Source organism: Ralstonia sp. OTU4908 (assembly GCF_038440115.1).
In the GTDB taxonomy this organism is placed as follows: domain Bacteria; phylum Pseudomonadota; class Gammaproteobacteria; order Burkholderiales; family Burkholderiaceae; genus Ralstonia; species Ralstonia pickettii.
In genome coordinates this window covers 1-18,180 of sequence record NZ_JASATD010000035.1, presented here as the reverse complement: position 1 = coordinate 18,180, position 18,180 = coordinate 1, and the positions used below count along the sequence as shown (strand labels likewise).

Here is an 18,180-nt window from a genome sequence, read left to right as displayed (position 1 = left end):
GCGCAACAGCGGCCCACGCGGGGGAAGTGAAATGCGTCAATGCAGTCGAACGATTGGGCAAGCCAGGACCAGTGCGGCGCCCCATCGCCATGCGGACGGTCCGCGTCCGTCCTGGCATCCGCCCCCTTCGCCCGAGCACCGCGCAAACGACCGGCGTCTTGGCCGGCCGTGCTTACCCCCCGCCTGCCTGCGAACCAAGTGGCGGTGGGATTGAACACTGACAGAAGGGGTTGGGAAATGAAAAACCTGCGCATCCTTTCCATGCTGCTCATTGCCACGATTGCCGCGCTTGCGGCGGTGGCCTTCGCGTCGCGCTGGCTGACGCAGCAAAGCGGCAGCGGCATCACCAAGATCGCGGTCGCGGCGACGGACATTGATCTGGGCCAGCGCCTGTCGCCCGAGGCCATCAAGCTGGTCGATTGGCCAGCCTCCAGCCTGCCCCCGGGGGCGATCAACGACCCGCACGCGCTGGATGGCCGCGTTGTGCGCGCCAGCCTCACGCGCGGCGAGCCGGTGCTCGACTCCAAGCTGACGCCGGTCGGGACAGCAGGCGGTCTGTCAGCCGTGATCGCCGAAGGCAAGCGCGCGATCACCGTACGGGTCAATGACGTGGTGGGCGTGGCGGGCTTCGCATTGCCGGGCAGCTACGTCGACATCATCGTCAACACGCAGCAGGACTCCAGGGAAGCCAAGCCTGGCGCCGATCGCAATGACCAGTCGATCTCGAAGATCGTGCTGGAAAAGATTCTCGTGCTGGCTGTGGCCCAGGAGGTCAACCGCGACGACACCAAGCCCAAGGTCGTCAATGCCGTCACGCTGGAAGTCACGCCGGAGCAGGCCGAGAAGATCGATCTGGCACGCAGCGTCGGCAATCTCTCGCTGGTGTTGCGCAACCAAGTGGACTCGCAGCATGACGTCACTGCCGGCGCCACCAAGAGCACGCTCCTCAAAGAGCCCGTCGTGAGCACGGCCGTGGCGGTGCCAGTGGTGAAGACGGTGCAGATCGTGCATCGCGTGGCCGAGCGTCGGTCCGCAGGCAACTGCGTGGGCGTGATCAACGGCGTGCAGCACAGCCAAGAGTGCTTCTGAGCATCGGCAGGCATCGCGCGAAGAAAAGAAGAAACAGACGAGAGGCTCCGTGAAGAGGGTCCTGAGTCAGATGGAGCACCGGCTCTGTCATGCAGAACAACCAATCTGGGGGATCGTCATGGACCGACTCGTTCATCGCAGCGCCAAGCGCTGCATCGGACCGTACCTGACACGCAAGGCGTTTGCGGCGGCCGCGCTGGGGGTGCTGTGCGTGGGTATGGCGCATGGCCAGGTGGGCGTCGAGAGCGCCATCCTGACCAACAATGCGGCAGCACCGGGCAAGCCGCTGAAGATGGCGGCCAACGGCCCAATCCAGCTCACGATTGGCAGCCCCGCCTCCGCTGAAGCCAACCGCGACTCGGCCGGCAAGGGCCCAAACTGCACGGGCCCCATGCGTTCGCACAGCGAGGTCACGGTGCCGGTCGGCAAATCGACGATGGTGCAACTGCCCGAGCCCGTGCGAAGCCGTACCGTCGGCAATCCGAACGTCGTGCAGGCGATGCTCGTCTCTCCGCAGACGCTGTACGTGCTGGGGCTGGAAGTGGGCTCCACCAACATGATCGTGCAGGGCCGCAGCGGGTCGTGCAGCGTGGTGGACGTGGCCGTCGGTGCCGACCCAGGCGGTCTGCAATCCACGCTGCGCAAGTTGATGCCCGAAGCCCGGAATGTGCAGGTGTCGGCCGCCGCCGATAGCCTGGTCCTCGGCGGCTCTGTCAGCGATTCCGTCCAGGCGCAAAAGGTGGTCGACATTGCCAACGCCTTTGTCATGCGCCGCACGCGCGGCCCCAACGAGGGCGATCAGAACGCGACCGGCCAGGGTGGCCAGCAGCTCCACACCGCCGGCCCCGGAGCACCGCTGCGCAGCCCGCGCATCATCAACATGATGACGGTCGAAGCACCCCAGCAGGTCATGCTGGAAGTGAAGGTGGCCGAGGTGTCCAAGACGCTGATTGACCAGATGGGCGCCGCGTTCAACGCGAACGGTGCGTTCGGTAGCTGGTCTTTCGGGGCCATCGCCAACTTCCTCTCGGGCTCGAGCGACATCGTCAACTTCAGCAAGGCCAACCACTTGCCGCTCAAGTTCGCGCTCGATGCGCAAAAGGGCGATGGCTTGGTGAAGGTGCTGGCCGAACCGAGCCTGATGGCCATCAGCGGGCAAGAGGCCAGCTTCCTGGCGGGCGGTAAGGTGTTCATCCCGGTGGCGCAGGGCGCTGCCGCCAACGGCGTGGCCACGATCGTTCTGCAGGAAGAAACCTTCGGTGTGGGCCTGCGCTTCACCCCCACGGTCATGGAGAACGGACGCATCAACCTGAAGGTGTCGCCCGAGGTGTCGGAACTGTCGCCCACAGGTGTGGCTGTCACCGCGCCCAACAGCAACAACACGTCGATCCTGCCGCTCATCACCACACGCCGCGCGTCGACCACGCTACAGGTGCATGACGGCCAGAGCTTCGCCATTGGCGGCCTCATCAAGAACAACATCACGGGCAGCCTGAAAGCACTCCCGGGCATTGGCGAGCTGCCGATCATCGGTTCATTGGCACGCAGCACCAGCTTCCAGCAAGACCAGACCGAGCTGTTGTTCGTGGTCACACCGCGGCTGGTCAAGCCGCTGCCGGCTCAGTATCCGCTTCCGACCGACAGCTTCGGAACGATCAACCGCGGCGAGCTGTACCTCAACGGCAACATGGAGGGCCACGTCCAGGCACCCGCCAGCCAGCCAACCGCAGTTGCAGCCCCCGCCGCCAACCCGGAAAAGGCCGCCGCAGAGCCCGCTGCAGCGCCAGGACCGTCCGCCCAAGCTCCGACGCCTACCAACGTACCTGCGGCGCCGGCGGCTCCTGTTACTCCGGTCGCCCCCGCCGCCAGTACCGCGCCCCGCGATACACGGCGCTTTGTAGCGACTGGCGAGCAATCCACCGGCAACTGAGCCCATCGCCAGCAATCGTCAAGGAGAAAACCATGAACACCATTTCGATGCTCGCGCGTGTCGGACTCTGCAGCGGACTGGCTCTCGCCCTGGCCGGCTGCATGAGCTCGACGCCGGTCTACGACAAGCACTTCGGCGAGGCCGTACATACGGTACGCGTCATGCAGACGCTGAACCCGAATGCTTCGCTGAACAGCGACCCGGTAAGCGGTGTCGACGGACGCGCTGCTACGTCCGCCATGGACCGCTACAACACTCAATACCGTGCGCCGCAGTCGGACGCCAGCGCGTTCACCGTGGGCGTCAGTTCGGGCAATAGCCTGGACTCCATGGGCAAGTGACCTAACCTGTGGCGCACCAGGCTGCTGCCGCGCCACGCAAGGCTTACAGGAGCAAGGCAATGGCCAAGATCGCCCTCGTATCCGCCGACGAATCGCACCTGCAGCACCTGGCCGGGTTGATTACACAGGCCGCGAACCATGTCGTGCAACGCACGCGCGCCACGCCGTCTCAGGCACTGACTCGGCCTGACCTCGGGCAAGGCAATGACCTGTTGATCCTGGAAGCCAGCCGCTTCAGCAGCGACGACCTCCAGCAACTGCGCCGCCTGTCCAGCGAGCACCCCGAGACACTATGCATGCTCCTGACCGAAGCACCGTCCGCAGACCTGCTGATGCGTGCCATGCGTGCCGGTGTGCAATGCGTGCTGCCGTGGCCGCCTGAAGCGCAGGAGTTTCGCGACGAAGTGCAGCGTTGCACCAGCCACGCACTCTCCAGCTCGCACAATGACGGGCAGGTGGTGTCGTTCCTTTCGTGCCGAGGCGGCAGTGGCACGACATTCATCGCAGCCAACTTCGCCCACGTGCTCAGCGCCCGCCACGGCAAGCGTGTGCTGCTGATCGATCTCTGTCAGCAATACGGCGACGCCGCGTTCCTGCTCACCGATCAATCGCCCCCCGCCACGCTGGCCAATGTGTGCAATCAGATTGATCGGCTCGACGCAGCCCTGCTCGACGCTTGTCTCACCCACGTGTCGCAAGACTTTGATGTGCTGGCCGGCGCCGGAGACCCGATCAAGAGCGGCGAGATCAAGGCAACGCACCTCGAGCGCATCCTCGCTCTAGCCGCGTCAATGTATGACGTGGTGGTCTTCGATGTTGGGCAGGACATCAATCCGGCCTCCATCGTCGTGCTCGATCACAGCAACGTGATCTACCCCGTGTTGCATCTCAGCCTCCCCTATCTGCGCGCTGGCCGAAAACTGATGGAGATCTGCCATTCGTTGGGCTATCGCGCAGAACGGCTGCGGCTGGTCATCAATCAGTACGACAAGCACATGCCCATCAGCCAAAACATGATGGAGAGCGCCTTTGGCATGCCTGTAGCGCACATCCTGCCGTACGACCCGGGGCCTGTGCGTGACGCGACCACGCAAGGCATGCCGGTGCTGCAGCTGGCCGAGAACAGCCCGATCGCCCGCGCGCTGGCAGACATGGCGCGGCAACTGTTTCCGGGCTCACAGCACCGGCGCGACGGGCTGTTGCGCAAGCTCTTCCGACACGCAAGCCAGGTGCCGGCCCCCGTTCGCGCTTAGCCCACACACACCACACTTGTCACGACCACGTGGAGCGCATCATGTCCCTGCGAGAACAACTCTTCCAGCAAGCCGGCGAAGCCCTGCCACAGCGCGTTGCACAAGCGAATGGCGCCAGCATGCCGGCCAGCCCCGCCTATCAGCAAGTCGCAATGGACGTCCACCAGATCATCATCGACCGCGTGGAGCTGGGCCGTCTGCAGCAACTCGCACCCGATCAGATCAAGCGTGAGCTGGCCCAACTGGTGGAGCGCATCGTCGACGAAGGCAAGCATCAACTCAACGAGGCCGAGCGCCGCCGCCTGGTGAACGACGTACAGGACGAGATGCTCGGCTATGGCCCGCTCGAAACGTTGCTGGCAGACCCCACCGTCTCCGACATCCTCGTCAACACGTACAAGCGCGTCTATGTGGAGCGGCGCGGCAAGCTCGAGCTGACCAGTGTGACGTTTCTCGACGATGCGCATCTGATGCGCGTGATCGAGAAAATGGTATCGAGAGTCGGACGCCGCATCGACGAGTCAAGCCCGATGGTGGATGCGCGCCTGCCTGATGGGTCCCGTATCAACGCTATCATTCCGCCTTCTGCAATCGACGGCCCGTTGCTGTCGATCAGGCGCTTTGCGGTGAATCCGCTGACGATTGATGATCTCGTCGGCTTCAACACGCTCACGCCAGCCATGGCGCAGTTGATCGATGCAATGGTCAAGGCCAAGCTGAACATCCTGATTTCGGGCGGCACGGGCAGCGGCAAGACCACGCTGCTGAACATTCTCTCGGGCTACATCCCGCCGGACGAGCGCATCGTCACCATTGAAGACGCGGCTGAACTGCAACTGCGTCAGAACCACGTGCTGCGTCTGGAAACACGCCCGGCCAACATCGAAGGCCGTGGTGAGATCACACAGCGCGCCCTGGTGAAGAACGCGCTGCGCATGCGCCCCGACCGCATCATCCTGGGCGAGGTACGCGGCGCGGAGGCGCTCGACATGCTGCACGCGATGAACACCGGACATGAGGGGTCGCTCGCCACCATCCATGCCAACACACCGCGTGATGCACTCACCCGCCTGGAAAACATGATCAGCATGGCAGGAATGCAACTGCCACCGCGCACGATGCGGCAGCAGATCACCTCTGCACTCACGGTGGTGTTGCAGGTCTCGCGCCTGACCGACGGTTTTCGCAAGCTCATGAGCGTGCAGGAGATCACCGGCATGGAAGGCGAGGTGGTGAACATGCAGGAGATCTTCGCCTTCCGCCGCAAAGGCATTGACCAGGACGGACGCATCCGTGGTCACTTTTGCGCCACCGGCGTGCGGCCCAAGTTTTCGGAACGCCTGAAGATGTTCGGCATCCAGCTGCCGGAAACGCTCTACGACCCAGCCGTTCTGCACGAAATCTGAGGAGTGCCGCCATGGATCCGCTTGTGATCGGTTTTGCGCTGTCGGTCTTCATCGCCATGATGCTGGCCGTGTTGGCCGTCTATCTGTGGTGGGATACCCGGCACAGCTCGGCGGCACGGCGTTTCAGCCACCGCTTGAAGATGGCACTCGCCAGCAGTGTCAGCCACGGAGGCACCGACAGCATCCTCAAGCAGCGCATGCTGAGTGAGTCCCCGGAAGTGGCGGCGATGCTCGGCCGACTGCCGCGCATCCAGACGCTGGACCGCCGACTGCTGCAGTCCGGCCTTGATTGGTCGGTCTCGCGCTTCTTTGCATTGACGCTGATGGTGCCGGCAATGATCGCCATCGTTTTCTCGTTGTTCGACCCGCCCCCAATGACGCTGCTGGTGTTCGTGCTCGCCGGAGCATCCTTGCCTGCGCTCTATGTCATGCATCGTCGTACCCGGCGCCTGCTCAAGCTGGAAGCGCAGTTGCCCGAAGCCACGGACCTCATCAGCCGCGCGCTGCGGGCGGGTCACTCACTGCCCGCAGCACTCGAGATGGCCGGGACCGAGTTGCCCGCCCCCATCGGTGCGGAACTGGCCATCGTCTTCAGCCAGATCAACTTTGGCGTTTCGATGAGCGACGCGTTTGCGGGGCTCACCGACCGCGTTCCGGTGGATGACCTGCGCTACCTCGTCATCGCCATCCTGATCCAGCGTGAATCTGGCGGCAACCTGGCAGAGATCCTGGACAACGTGGGAAAACTGATTCGCAAGCGCCTGCAATTGCTGGACAAGGTTCGCGTGCTGTCCGCCGAAGGCCGCCTGGGCGGCTGGATTCTGACCTTGCTCCCGCCCGTCATGGGCCTGGCGATCTACCTGCTGAACCCTGAGTTGATGTCGACGCTGTGGACCACCGATGCAGGAATTCGTCTGCTGTGGTTCGCCATCACCATGACATGCCTGGGCATGCTGTGGATCCGGCAGATCGTCCGCATCCATATCTGACCGATCAGGCACAACGCTACCCGGAGGCGGGAGACTCTTCCCGAACGCACATGCAGATCGCGCACACCCTATTGCTGGCCGGAACGTTCATCGTCGTGTTTGGCGCCGTGCTCATCGCGCTGTTTGTTGTGCGCCCGACCATCCTGCAACAGCGCTTGGGGCAGATCGACCGCGAGTCGCCCGGCCTCGCTCCCAAGCAAGCGCCTTCCGACTGGCTGCGCAAGTTGGGGCGCCTCGCCAGGCCACTCGCACGCGCGTCGTTGCCCAAGGAGGGCTGGGAAGACTCAGCGCTGAAGGCCCGCTTCGTACATGCCGGCTGGCGCTCGCCAGAGGCGGTGCCGATCTACTTTGGCATCAAGACAGCGCTGGCCGGTGGCATCCCCCTTGTGCTGTCCCTACTGCTGGTGCGCCGGTTCGATTCCGATCATGAAACGGCCTACCTCGCCGCCCTGCTTGCAGGCGCGCTTTTCGGCTTCTACCTGCCCAACGTCGTGCTGGCCATGAAGATCAAGCGCCGCAAGCGCGACATCTTCGAAGCCTTTCCAGACAGCCTCGACCTCATCATGGTGTGCGTTGAAGCGGGTCTGGGCCTGGACTCCGCCGTGCTGCGCGTGGTGGAAGACATGCGTGATGCCCGTCCTGCCATGGCGCACGAGTATGAGCTCCTGACGCTGGAACTGCGGGCGGGCCTGGCCCGCGAGAAAGCACTGCGCAACTTTGCGGCACGCACCGGGGTGGAAGACGTCAGCATGCTGGTCGCGATGCTGATCCAGGCCGACCGCTTTGGAACCAGCGTTGCAGAATCGCTTCGCGTGCACTCCGACATGCTGCGCACCAAGCGCCAGATGCTGGCCGAGGAACGAGCCGCCAAGATCGGCACCAAGGTCCTGTTCCCATTGATCTTCTGCCTGTTCCCCGCGCTCTACGTGGTGCTGCTCGGGCCGGCAGGCATCCAGATCATGGCGGGCCTGCGCTCGGTCATCAACAACTAGCGTCGTCCTCCTCAGGAGATCGCCATGCATCCGCTCAATCACCCGGTCATTCGCCATGTTCCGGCAAACTACCGCCCAGCCCGCCCAATCCGAGCCCACCGGATGCAAGGCGCCGCTATCGTCGAGTTCTCGCTGATCTTCCCGATCCTGCTGCTGACCATCTTCGGCGTGGTCGAATTCGGTATCGCACTGTACGACAAGGCAGTCATCACCAACGCTGCCCGCGAGGCCGCACGTTACGGCGTTGCCTTCACTTCTCCCGCGCGAACCAACAGCCAGGTCCAGGGGGTGGCCACCAGCTATTGCCAGAACCGGCTGGTGACGTTCGGCAGCGCCGCCAACTGCACGGTGGCTTCCGTCACCCCGTGCGCCGGCTCCGGCAATCCGCTCACGGTAACAGTGTCGTACTCGTTCACCGGCCTGGCTCTGGCCAAGGCGCTGGCACCGTTCACGGGCTCCATCTCATTGAACTCGCAGACGACCATGCTGTGCGAATGAACCGCACCCATCCTGCCCTCCCTGATACGAGGCTCGCCATGAACATCCGGACATATCGAACCTGCGCGCGGCGCCAACGTGGCGTCGTTGGGGTAATGGCGCCCGTTCTGATGCTAGTCATCCTGTCGATCGGCACCATAGCGATCGACCTCGGCTACCTGTACGTGATCCGCAATGAACTGCAGAACGCTGCCGATGCAGCTGCCCTGGCCGGCGCTGCCGGCCTCTACCCGGCAAGTCCGAAGCCGAACTGGAGCAACGGCGTATCGCAAGGCACCAGTGCCATCAAGCTCAACGCTTCCAGCGGTGCCACGCTCAAAGACGGCTCGGTCCAGGCCGGCTACTGGAACCTCACCGGCTCGCCCGCCGGGTTGCAAGCCCAGACCATCACGCCGGGCGCGAACGACGTGCCGGCCGTGCAGGTCACCATCAGCCGCAGCAGCGGGAAAAACGGCGGACCGGTGGGCACATGGCTGGCGTCGATCTTCAACGGTGCCGCTGCAAGCGTGCAGACAACTGCCGTGGCGGTGATTGCCGCACCGGGCACGGCAAACGCCGGAGCGCTGTTCCCGGTTGCGCTGAACAAATGCCTGTTCGATCTGTACTGGAACTCCAGCACGGGCCAGCCCGTGAACGATCCATCCACCGGGCAGCCCTATGTGATCGACATCAACTCCAGCTACCCCCCGGGCAGCGCGACCTGCGCCAGCGGTGAGTGGACAGGCTTCGGCGGAGCAACGGATGCCAGCACCGAGAAGAGCCTCGTGACCAGCGGCAACCCGACGCCCGTCAGCATCGGCAGCAACATCAATATTTCGAACGGCGTAAAGGCCAGCGTATATGACGCGATCAGCTATCCGACCACAGTCACCATGCCAGTGGTAACCACTGTTTCACCGGGGGCGACCACACCCGTCTATGCCTTTGCGGGCTTTGTTATTACCAACGTGGTCAAGCACGGCAACAAGTCTTATATCGAAGGCCACTTCACCGCTAATCAACGGGTCGTGAACAGCGGCGGCGGATCGGGCCCGTACTACGGCGCATACGTGCCGCCGCGGCTCGCCAACTGACGCGATGCACCAGGGGAAGATCATGCGCCACCAGCACCCGAGCCAAGCCATCAAGCCGCAGCGCCATTGGATCAACGCGGATACCGTACGCATGGGCAGCACGGCGATGCTGCTGCTCATCCTTGCCCTTTTTTCAATCGGCGCCTGGGTGAGCGATGGGTTTACGGACCGGCGCATCACTGGCGTGGGGTCGGATTTCTCCGTGTTCTGGGGGGCTTCATACATTGCCCTCCACGATGGCACGCTGCAGGCGTACGACCTGAACCGCATGATGGCGGTTATCCATCAGTTCGGCACGCTGGCCTCGGGCAGCGACAGGCTTCTGCCATGGCTGTATCCGCCGACCTTCCTGCTGGTAGTGCTGCCGCTGGCACTGCTGCCTTTCTGGCCAAGCTATCTGGTGTTCATGCTGGCCACCGGTCTCTTCTATGTGAAAGCGACGCTCGGCCTCCTGGGCAATCGCGTAATGCCGCATCACCGAGCCTGGGTGACGGTAGTCGGCTCGCCCGCAGTGTTCGTGACGGTGTTGATGGGCCAGAACTCCATGCTGACTGCAGGGTTGGCAGCCATGGCGCTCACATGGCAAGACAAACGACCGGTGCTGGCCGGTGTGGCCATCGGCCTGCTGGCGATCAAGCCCCAGTTGGCGATGCTCTTCCCGATCGTGCTGCTCGCATCACGTGCGTGGAGAACACTGGCAAGCGCAGCCGCCACGGTGCTGGGATTTGCTGGCGTCAGCATTGCCGTGTGCGGCTGGAAGACAGTGCCGGCCTTTCTTGAGAGCGTGCGCTGGGCGCAAGAAAACATGATCGATGATGGCGGCGCGTCGTGGTACGTGATGCCCACCTTCCTCGCCGCCGCGCGCGCGGCCGGCCTGGGTGTCTCGGTGGCACACGCGATTCAGATGACAGCAGCCATCATCGCCGTTGGTGCACTGGTGTACGTCTGGCGCCGCATCTCCGATAACGGCCTGCGCATCGCCATGTTGGCGACCGCCACGATGCTGACCTCACCGTACCTGCGCGCGTACGAGCTCACCTGGTTGCTCGTCGCGGTCGCGGGCGTCGTCAGCCACGGCACACGATTTGGGTTGTCCGGCAGGGAACGGTTCGTACTGGTGCTGGCGTGGCTGCTGCCGCTGTTCGAGTTCGTCAATCCTCTGTGCAAGCTGCCGCAGATTGGCCCGCTTGTGTTCGTTGCCATGGCGGTGCTGGTCGTGCGGCGGGCAACCATGTACGCCGAGCACGGCGCGGCGCTCGCCTCCCCACTGCAAACAAACCTGCGGGCACGCGCAACGCAGCCAGCAAAACCCAACCGATAGACATGGACAGACCGCGAGAGTCTGCCTTGGAAGCATCACATTTTTTGGGGGAAGCCATGCAGCCGAATCATCAAGACCCACACGACGCGCCACTACTTTCCCTCGTCGCGCCGTTCTACAACGAAGGCGAAGCGCTGCATCTGTTCTTCGCCCGCGTGGTCCCGATCCTCGAATCGATCGATGGCATGCAGTTCGAGATCGTGTGCGTAAACGACGGCAGCGCCGACGACACGCTCCCCAAGCTCGTCGCCGTATCGCATGCTGACCCCCGCGTTCGTGTGGTCGACCTGACCCGCAATTTCGGCAAGGAAGCGGCACTGACCGCCGGCCTGGACGAGGCACAGGGCGATGCCGTCATCCCCATCGATGCGGACCTGCAAGACCCGCCGGAGCTGATCCCCACGCTGGTCGCGCACTGGCGCAAAGGCGCCGAAGTCGTGCTCGCACAGCGCGCCAACCGCGCATGCGATTCGTTCCTCAAGCGCGTGACAGCCGCCGCTTATTACCGCATCCACAATCGCCTGTCCGACCTGAAGCTGCCTGAGAACGTGGGCGACTTCCGGCTGATGGACCGCGCCGTGGTCAACGCGCTCAAGCAACTGCCCGAGCGGCACCGCTTCATGAAGGGCCTGTTTGCCTGGGTCGGTTTCAGCACGGTCATCGTGCAGTACGAGCGTGAGAAACGCAGCGCAGGCACGTCAAAGTTCTCCGGCTGGCGGCTGTGGAACTTCGCGCTGGAAGGCATCACGAGTTTCAGCACGCTGCCGTTGCGTAGCTGGACGTATCTCGGTGCGCTCGTTGCTGCGCTGGCGTTCTGCTATGGCGCGTTCATCATCCTGCGCACGATGATCTTCGGCGTGGTGGTGCCCGGCTACGCCTCGGAGCTGTCGCTGATGCTGTTCTTCGGCGGGCTGCAGATGATCGGCCTGGGAATGATCGGCGAATACGTCGGCCGCATCTATGACGAAGCGAAGGGCCGCCCCATCTACCTCGTCAAGCGCCGCTATCAGGAGCGGCGCCCGCGCACCCGCGTACCGAGCATCAACAACCGGCAAGTCATTCCGATTGCCAGCGCTCGCCCGCGTCAGCCGCAAGGAGAACGCCAGCGCAGCCATGCCGCACGGCGTTGAGGCCAACCGGAGACGCATCATGCGACACGCAGAATCGAGCGTCATGAGCACCTTGGCCGGCGTGCTGCCGCTGCCGGATCGCATGTTGCTGATCCGCGTGTTCCGCTTTGGGGTGTCAGGGGTCGTCGCCACCGGCGTGCATGTGGCGATCGCCACGGCGCTCATCAGCGGCGTCTCTGCAACGCAGGTCACAGCCAACGGCGCAGCCTTTGTCTGCGCCAACGTGTGTTCGTACCTGCTGAATGCGCTATGGAGTTTTTCGGCCAAGCCGGCCCGCGCCAATTTCCTGCGCTTCTACGCCGTCTCGCTGCTCGGCCTGGCATTGACGCTTGCGATTTCGTGGTGCGCGCAGACGCTGGGCCTGAGCTATTGGATCGGGCTGGTGGGCATCCTGTCGACGGTGCCGCCGCTGACCTTTGTGCTGCACCGGTTCTGGACGTTCCGCTGACGCGGCTGCTTCCTCCCGATCAATCCGCGTCGCCGCTGTCGCTCCCGCTGCCGCCGTGCGTGCGGTCGAAGCGGCGCAGCGTATCGATGCGCTCGCGAGTCAGCGGGTGCGACGAGAAAAACGCCGAGGCATCGTCATCGCTGGCGGGTTCAGGCTTCTTGGCGGCATCGGTGGCGTCTGCCTTGCGCGTGCCGCCGTGCGTGTCTTCCAGCGCCCGCAGCACATCGGCAAACGCGCCGACAGACAGGCCGTTCTCCTGCAGCAGCAGCGCGGCATAGCGGTCGGCGTCGCGCTCGTAGTCACGCGAATAGCGCAGCGTCAGCAGCGCCGCCGGCACGCCTGACAGGATCGTCGAGACATCGCCAAACAGCAGCGCCGCCGTTGCCCCAATGGCCGATGACTGAATCACCTGCCGCAGCCCATGGCGATATTCAACGTGACCCGCCTCGTGGGCCAGCACACCCGTCAGGCCATCGCCCTCGCCCACCAGCTTGACCAGCGCATCCGTCATGACGATGTCGCCACCTGGCAGCGCAAACGCATTGGCGCCGATGTCGGCATCCCTAAACACGATGTGGTACGTGTGCGTGGCCTGCGGCGGCCTGTGCAGTGCTGCAAAGCGTGCGCGGATGCGGTCCTGCTGCGCGGCGGGCAGCTTGCTGGGCCGGAGCCAACGTTCGTCCATGGCTTTGAGCGTGCCGCGCCCGAGCTGCGCCTCGGCATGCTGAGGCACCATATTGGCCACGACCCTCGCACCCCACGGCAAGCCGTAGCGATAGCCCAGCGCCAGCACCACGACCGTGGCCAGCAGCGAGCCCAGTGCCAGCTTCCAGCTGTTCTGCGCCACCACAACCCAGCCCTCGCGATAGCCGGTGCGATGCAGCAGCACATTCAGCGACGTCTGCTCCGCCGGGTCGTTGATCTCGCAAAACGCGCCGTCTTCGAAGGTGATCAGGCGCGGTGCATGCTTGACGCGCTCCGACACCCGCAGCGTAGAGAGCGGCGCGCGGCGCAGCACCGTCCCTTCAGGCTCGAACAGCACCGCCTCGCCCGCCTCGACGGCAAGGCGCACGGGTTGCGCGCGCGAAGTACGGCCGTCGAAGTAGGTCGCGAGAATCACAGCGGGTGCCCTTGCCTTGCCGCGCGCTTACAGCGCGATATCGATGTCGTACCAGTCCACCGTCGCGTCGCCCAGGGCGCCCACGTTGGTGGTTTCGCCGGCAACGAAGGTATCGAGCGGACCGGCCGCGAGCATCGTCACCGAGTCGAGCTTGTAGCGTGCCGTACGCACGCGGGCAAACGGCGTGAACAAGCCGATGGTGATCAGGATCAGCACCGCATTGGACACGAAGATCCAGAACAGCTTGCCCGCGCCCACCTGGCTTTGGAAGCGGTGCGCGCCCAGCGTGGTCTGGTTCCAGATCAAGTTCTGCAGGCGCGACAGGAAATACGGCGTCAGGAACAGCATCGCGGCATACATGAACAGGCCGATGACGATGAAGCCGAAGATCTGGCCCACGTCCGGCGCACGGTGCAACGACACGCCCAGCAGCAACGCGAGGCACGAGGCCACCACGAGCGCCAGGATCGCCAGCCCGAAGGTGCGCAGATACACGCCATAGAAGTTGCCCGGCGTGCCCGAAAAATCGAACTGCGCGGTACCGAAGCGCGTGTTCGTGTGCTGGAAGCGCTTGAAGCGCTGGTGCGCCAGCGGTGCGAGCAGATACAGCGACAGCACGCTCAAGATCGGCCACACCAGAAACACCATGTAGCCCTCGGCATCCTTGCCCGTAAAGGCAAAGCGCAGGCCGCGGTAGCTGGAATTGGCCATGCGAAAACGCAGCGAGCGCACGAGCAGCCACGGAAACGCCGCAGCCATCACGATCAGCAGCGCCAGCCCCAGCAGCGGCGACGAATGACCGAGCAGGTTGAACGCAAACGCCAGCACGAAAATGATCGCGCGGCCCTTGAGAATGGCGATCGGGCTGCCGTGATAATCGAAGCTGGACCCCGCCAGTTGCGTGTTGCGATAGAAATACTGCAGCGTGCGCACCTTCGCCCAGGCCGAGTAGATGCCCAGCGTGACGATGGTCAGCAGCAGGTTGACGATCCAGATGCGGAAATATTCCGAGCCGCTGCCGGTAAAGCGCAGCCGCAAGGGTTGCGGCGCAGCCGCGGTGGGACCACCAGGGGCGCTGCCCAGGACGGGCTCGCGTGCGATGTCGTTCATCTGTTTTCCCTTCCCTGAGTTGTTGTCGTGCCCCGCTTCAGGACGCTCATCGAGACTTGAGGACGCTGAGGCTCGCGGGTGGGCCGATTGTAGCGAAGGCCGCTGCTTTGCAGCGTTAACACCGTCTTAACAAAGCGACCAACAAAAAACCCCGCGGGCTCGCACCCACGGGGTTCTTTGTTTGGAACAACCATCCCGAAGGATGGCCGGGCCAGGGCCGGTACGGCAAATTACATCATGCCGTCCATGCCGCCCATGCCACCCATGCCGCCCGGCATTGCCGGAGCTGCATCGTCCTTCGGCAGTTCTGCCACGGCGCAATCCGTCGTCAGCATCAGCGAAGCGACCGAAGCGGCGTTCTGCAACGCGGTGCGGGTCACCTTGGTCGGGTCCAGCACGCCCATTTCGACCAGGTCACCGTACTCGCCGGTGGCGGCGTTGTAGCCGTAGTTGCCCTTGCCTTCGATGACCTTCGACACCACAACCGAAGCCTCGTCGCCAGCGTTGGTGACGATCTGGCGCAGCGGCTCTTCCATGGCGCGCAACACGATCTTGATACCGGCGTCTTGGTCAGCGTTCGCACCCTTCAGGCCGGAGATCAGCGCACGGGCACGCAGCAGTGCAACACCGCCACCAGCCACGATGCCTTCTTCCACGGCAGCGCGCGTTGCGTGCAGAGCATCTTCCACGCGGGCCTTCTTTTCCTTCATTTCGACTTCGGTGGCAGCGCCGACCTTGATCACGGCAACACCGCCGGCCAGCTTGGCCACGCGCTCTTGCAGCTTTTCACGGTCGTAGTCCGAGGTCGCTTCTTCGATCTGGGCGCGCACTTGCTTCACGCGGGCTTCGATGTTGCGGGCATCGCCTGCGCCATCAATGATCGTGGTGTTTTCCTTGCCGATTTCAACGCGCTTGGCTTGGCCCAGGTCGTTCAGGGTTGCCTTTTCCAGGGTCAGGCCGACTTCTTCAGCGATGACCTGGCCGCCCGTCAGGATGGCGATGTCTTCCAGCATGGCCTTGCGGCGGTCGCCGAAGCCCGGAGCCTTCACGGCGGCGGTCTTCAGGATGCCACGGATGTTATTCACCACCAGCGTTGCCAGGGCTTCGCCTTCAACGTCTTCAGCGATGATCAGCAGCGGACGGCCAGCCTTGGCCACTTGCTCCAGCACCGGCAGCAGGTCGCGGATGTTGCTGATCTTCTTGTCGAACAGCAGCACGAACGGGTTGTCCAGCTGAACAACTTGCTTTTCCGGGTTGTTGATGAAGTACGGCGACAGGTAGCCGCGGTCAAACTGCATGCCTTCCACGACGTCCAGCTCGTCGGCCAGCGACTTGCCGTCTTCCACCGTGATCACGCCTTCCTTGCCGACCTTGTCCATGGCTTCAGCGATGCGCTGGCCGATGGATTCGTCGCTGTTGGCCGAGATGGCGCCAACTTGAGCGATTTCCTTGCTGGTGGTCGTCGGCTTGCTGATCTTCTTCAGCTCTTCGACAGCGGCCGTCACAGCCTTGTCGATACCGCGCTTCAGGTCCATCGGGTTCATGCCGGCGGCAACGTACTTCATGCCTTCGCGCACGATCGACTGGGCCAGCACCGTTGCGGTGGTGGTGCCGTCACCGGCGTTATCGCTGGTCTTGGAAGCGACTTCCTTGACCATTTGCGCGCCCATGTTCTGCAGCTTGTCCTTCAGCTCGATTTCCTTGGCGACCGACACACCGTCCTTGGTCACGGTCGGGCCACCGAAGCTGCGCTCCAGCACCACGTTGCGGCCCTTCGGGCCCAGGGTCACCTTCACTGCGTTGGCGAGAATGTTCACGCCTTCGACCATCTTGGCACGTGCGGCGTCGCCGAACACTACGTCTTTAGCTGCCATCTTGAGAATCTCCGAGATCTTTGGATGTTGCCCGCGCGCTCAGTCAGCGGCGCCGGCAATGAGGATTGGGTTACGGGTAAGCGATGCGGCGGAGCGCGTGCTTACTTTTGCACCACGGCCATGATGTCTTCTTCGCGCATGACCAGGACTTCCTGACCATCCACCTTGACGCCCTGGCCGGCGTACTTGCCGAACAGCACGCGGTCGCCGACCTTTACGTCCAGCGCGATCGCATTGCCCTTGTCGTCTTTCTTGCCCGGGCCGACGGCCAGCACTTCGCCTTGATCCGGCTTTTCAGCGGCGGCGTCAGGGATGACGATGCCCGAAGCGGTCTTGGTTTCGTTGTCCAGGCGCTTCACGATCACGCGGTCGTGCAAAGGACGCAGGTTCATACACAACTCCTCAATGCAAAGTGAGTGTTTATTCACAAAACGCGCCGCAAGACGCGGCGCATCGGGAAAGCATCGGGACCGGAGGCATTGTTAGCACTCCTGTCCGGCGAGTGCTAATTATAGGGACGGGGTATGACGATTTCAAGAACGGGCGTAGTGGATGTCGAGATTCACTCAATCTGGAACTTTGGTCACTCAATGTGGAACTCTCTGACGCAGCATGGCGCGCCGAAAATAGGAAAAACCTTATATTTCAGTTAGTTAGCACACAAGACGCGCCCCAGGAAGAGCACCATTGCTTGCGTCCCCGCGGCAGACTGCGGGGCCATTCGGCGACGTCAACGTCTGTCTGGAACGGCTTGCCATCCGGCATCGACAGCCCAATCAACCCCGCGACAGAGGCGAACACGTAGAAGGCGCCATCGGGCATATCACAGTGGATGCCGTCGATTGCGTTGAGCCGCGCGACCATGTGGTTGCGACGCTCTTCGAACATACCCGTGTCTCTGTTTGAAAAAGAACTCGCCCAAGGGAAGTTGGTATTGGTGGAGACCAAACGCCACGTACGTGCGTCGATTTTACTGAGGCACGCCAGAAGTCGACTCCCCTCCAAGCTAACGAGTCGAGTCATCGTGATTGCCCTAGCCCATCCGGAGGGCATCCAAATCTGCAAGCTGGCTGCCGGGGCTCAGACATCAATCGAAACGGTGCTGCATCTAGTTGGGCGTCGGCACTTGCGGATCAATAGCGCGCTCGACTTCGACGACAACCAGTTGGTCCAGACCAGAAGTCAAAGCCGAAAGCGCAGCGACGCTCCAACTGACTAACGGCTGTCGAGAGAGCCATGTCAACAGACGAGAAGACCGGTTCTGCGGCCGAGATCGCGTTCATGGCCGGCCTGACTACAAAACAAGTCCATAGCCTTGTTCGCATTGGTGCGCTGCCAGCAGCGCTAGTTGCGGGCACTCGAAATCGGCGCTTCGCGCCACTGGCGGCCGTCTTTGCAGCCTTCTATTTCCAGACACACGAAGAACTGACTCCAGTAGCGCGAAAACGTGCCATCGCCATGTTGTGTGCGAGGGTATCCAACTCCGTTGCACGCGTGATATCGCGCATGCAGACGACAATCCCCTCGTTTTCGACGTACCAGCCATGTACAGCAAGAACAGTGGACTCCGGCCGTTGGAGAAATATTCTTGTGTCGACGTTTGTCT

17 protein-coding genes and 1 pseudogene are annotated in these 18,180 nt (G+C 63.2%); 13 read left to right on the top strand and 5 right to left on the bottom strand.

Annotated features, from left to right (window positions below; all coding sequences use genetic code 11):
• Positions 1-237: 237 nt before the first annotated feature.
• The 12 genes from cpaB to AAHM38_RS20940 all read left to right on the top strand — a co-directional run bounded on the left by cpaB (position 238) and on the right by AAHM38_RS20940 (position 12,470).
• On the top strand, positions 238-1,089 hold the full coding sequence (gene cpaB / locus AAHM38_RS20995) for a Flp pilus assembly protein CpaB (protein WP_009238914.1): 852 nt from the start codon (positions 238-240) through the stop codon (positions 1,087-1,089).
• 118 nt (positions 1,090-1,207) lie between these two features.
• Positions 1,208-3,019 carry a type II and III secretion system protein family protein gene (locus tag AAHM38_RS20990; protein ID WP_009238915.1) on the top strand — a complete coding sequence of 604 codons (1,812 nt, stop codon included), beginning with the start codon at positions 1,208-1,210 and terminating at the stop codon, positions 3,017-3,019.
• Positions 3,020-3,051: 32 nt separating this feature from the next.
• Positions 3,052-3,360: a hypothetical protein gene (locus AAHM38_RS20985; protein WP_116577042.1), complete on the top strand. Its 309-nt coding sequence runs from the start codon at positions 3,052-3,054 to the stop codon at positions 3,358-3,360.
• Between the two features lie 59 nt (positions 3,361-3,419).
• Positions 3,420-4,613: an AAA family ATPase gene (locus AAHM38_RS20980; RefSeq protein ID WP_009238917.1), complete on the top strand. Its 1,194-nt coding sequence runs from the start codon at positions 3,420-3,422 to the stop codon at positions 4,611-4,613.
• A gap of 41 nt (positions 4,614-4,654) precedes the next feature.
• Positions 4,655-6,019 carry a CpaF family protein gene (locus tag AAHM38_RS20975; RefSeq protein ID WP_012761315.1) on the top strand — a complete coding sequence of 455 codons (1,365 nt, stop codon included), beginning with the start codon at positions 4,655-4,657 and terminating at the stop codon, positions 6,017-6,019.
• An 11-nt stretch (positions 6,020-6,030) separates the two neighbouring features.
• Positions 6,031-7,008, top strand: coding sequence for a type II secretion system F family protein (locus AAHM38_RS20970; protein WP_012761314.1), 978 nt, complete (start codon positions 6,031-6,033; stop codon positions 7,006-7,008).
• Between the two features lie 50 nt (positions 7,009-7,058).
• Complete coding sequence (locus AAHM38_RS20965) at positions 7,059-8,000, top strand: type II secretion system F family protein (RefSeq protein ID WP_012761313.1); 942 nt, start codon at positions 7,059-7,061, stop codon at positions 7,998-8,000.
• A 24-nt stretch (positions 8,001-8,024) separates the two neighbouring features.
• Entirely contained in the window at positions 8,025-8,498 is a 474-nt protein-coding gene (locus AAHM38_RS20960) for a TadE/TadG family type IV pilus assembly protein (protein ID WP_009238921.1), read from the top strand.
• Positions 8,499-8,536: 38 nt separating this feature from the next.
• Positions 8,537-9,571 (top strand): TadG family pilus assembly protein, encoded by a 1,035-nt coding sequence (locus tag AAHM38_RS20955; RefSeq protein WP_116577041.1) that lies wholly within the window; start codon positions 8,537-8,539, stop codon positions 9,569-9,571.
• Between the two features lie 22 nt (positions 9,572-9,593).
• Positions 9,594-10,892 (top strand): glycosyltransferase family 87 protein, encoded by a 1,299-nt coding sequence (locus AAHM38_RS20950; protein ID WP_116577052.1) that lies wholly within the window; start codon positions 9,594-9,596, stop codon positions 10,890-10,892.
• A gap of 56 nt (positions 10,893-10,948) precedes the next feature.
• Entirely contained in the window at positions 10,949-12,022 is a 1,074-nt protein-coding gene (locus tag AAHM38_RS20945; protein WP_012761310.1) for a glycosyltransferase family 2 protein, read from the top strand.
• Between the two features lie 19 nt (positions 12,023-12,041).
• Positions 12,042-12,470, top strand: coding sequence for a GtrA family protein (locus AAHM38_RS20940; protein WP_116577040.1), 429 nt, complete (start codon positions 12,042-12,044; stop codon positions 12,468-12,470).
• A 19-nt stretch (positions 12,471-12,489) separates the two neighbouring features.
• Here AAHM38_RS20940 and AAHM38_RS20935 read toward each other — a convergent pair whose 3' ends face one another.
• The 5 genes from AAHM38_RS20935 to AAHM38_RS20915 form a co-directional block, all read right to left on the bottom strand.
• The gene (locus AAHM38_RS20935; protein ID WP_116577039.1) at positions 12,490-13,590 is read right to left on the bottom strand and encodes a M48 family metallopeptidase; all 1,101 of its coding nucleotides are present in this window, start codon (positions 13,588-13,590) and stop codon (positions 12,490-12,492) included.
• Positions 13,591-13,617: 27 nt separating this feature from the next.
• The gene (locus AAHM38_RS20930) at positions 13,618-14,700 is read right to left on the bottom strand and encodes a YjgN family protein (protein ID WP_116577038.1); all 1,083 of its coding nucleotides are present in this window, start codon (positions 14,698-14,700) and stop codon (positions 13,618-13,620) included.
• A gap of 230 nt (positions 14,701-14,930) precedes the next feature.
• The gene (gene groL / locus AAHM38_RS20925) at positions 14,931-16,574 is read right to left on the bottom strand and encodes a chaperonin GroEL (RefSeq protein WP_009238928.1); all 1,644 of its coding nucleotides are present in this window, start codon (positions 16,572-16,574) and stop codon (positions 14,931-14,933) included.
• A 101-nt stretch (positions 16,575-16,675) separates the two neighbouring features.
• Positions 16,676-16,966, bottom strand: a complete 291-nt coding sequence (gene groES / locus AAHM38_RS20920; protein WP_009238929.1) for a co-chaperone GroES — start codon at positions 16,964-16,966, stop codon at positions 16,676-16,678.
• Positions 16,967-17,219: 253 nt separating this feature from the next.
• Complete coding sequence (locus AAHM38_RS20915; RefSeq protein WP_125472887.1) at positions 17,220-17,462, bottom strand: hypothetical protein; 243 nt, start codon at positions 17,460-17,462, stop codon at positions 17,220-17,222.
• A gap of 348 nt (positions 17,463-17,810) precedes the next feature.
• On the opposite strand from AAHM38_RS20915, the pseudogene AAHM38_RS20910 reads away from it, so the two are divergent.
• Positions 17,811-18,180: pseudogene (locus AAHM38_RS20910) on the top strand (hypothetical protein); the annotation flags it as partial.